We start from the raw sequence: 763 nt of genomic DNA on the forward strand, positions 1-763 counted from the left end.
CAGCAGCACCTTGTCCAGGTGCTGCTGCATCTGCGCGAACGCCTCATCGCCGACGATCTCGCGCGCGTGCATGCCGATCAGGCTTTCCGGGTCGCGCCCGTGCCATTCGAAATAGGCCTGGTTGGCGAACCGGTAACGGTGGTCCTGACCGAAATAGGCGATCAGCGCCGGCAGCGAATCGGTGATCAACCGCAGCCGCTGGTGGCTGTCGTGCAGCTCGGCCTCCACGCGGGCCAGCCGGCGTCGCTCCTGGGCCTCGCCGATGGCGCGGACGATGGCATCGGGCAGCCGCTGCAGCCGCGACTTGACCACATAGTCGCGGGCACCGCGCCTGAGCGCCTGGACCGCGAGTTCTTCGGTCAGGGTGCCGGAGACGAAGATGAAGGGGATTTCCGGGGCGACCTCGCACGCCAGCGCCAGCGCGGCGTCGCCGTCGAAGCCGGGCAGTACATGGTCGGCCAGGATGACGTCGAACGCACCGCCGCGCAGGGCATCGAGCATTCCCTGGTGGGACCAGGTGCGTTCAACGGCAAAGGGCAGCCCGGCGCGGCCCAGCTGCAGTGTGATGAGTTCGGCATCCAGCGCATTGTCCTCGACCATCAGGATGCGGATTGGCGTGCCTGGTGCTGCTTCAGCCATCTTTTCTGCTCTTGGCGCCGAACAGGGTCCCGTGCGGCGGTGGTTGATTGGTGAKGCCCCAGAACATGCCCAGGCCCTGGATGGCCTCCAGGAACTCCTTGAAGTCCACCGGCTTGACCACGAA

General features: G+C 66.5%; 1 protein-coding gene. It reads right to left on the bottom strand.

What is annotated here, in order from left to right:
- The coding region (locus tag ACXJKJ_RS30460; protein ID WP_457395156.1) for a response regulator at window positions 1-600 on the bottom strand (600 nt) is incomplete at its 3' end.
- Window positions 601-763 lie beyond the last annotated feature (163 nt).

The organism is Roseateles sp. P5_E1 (genome assembly GCF_054049335.1).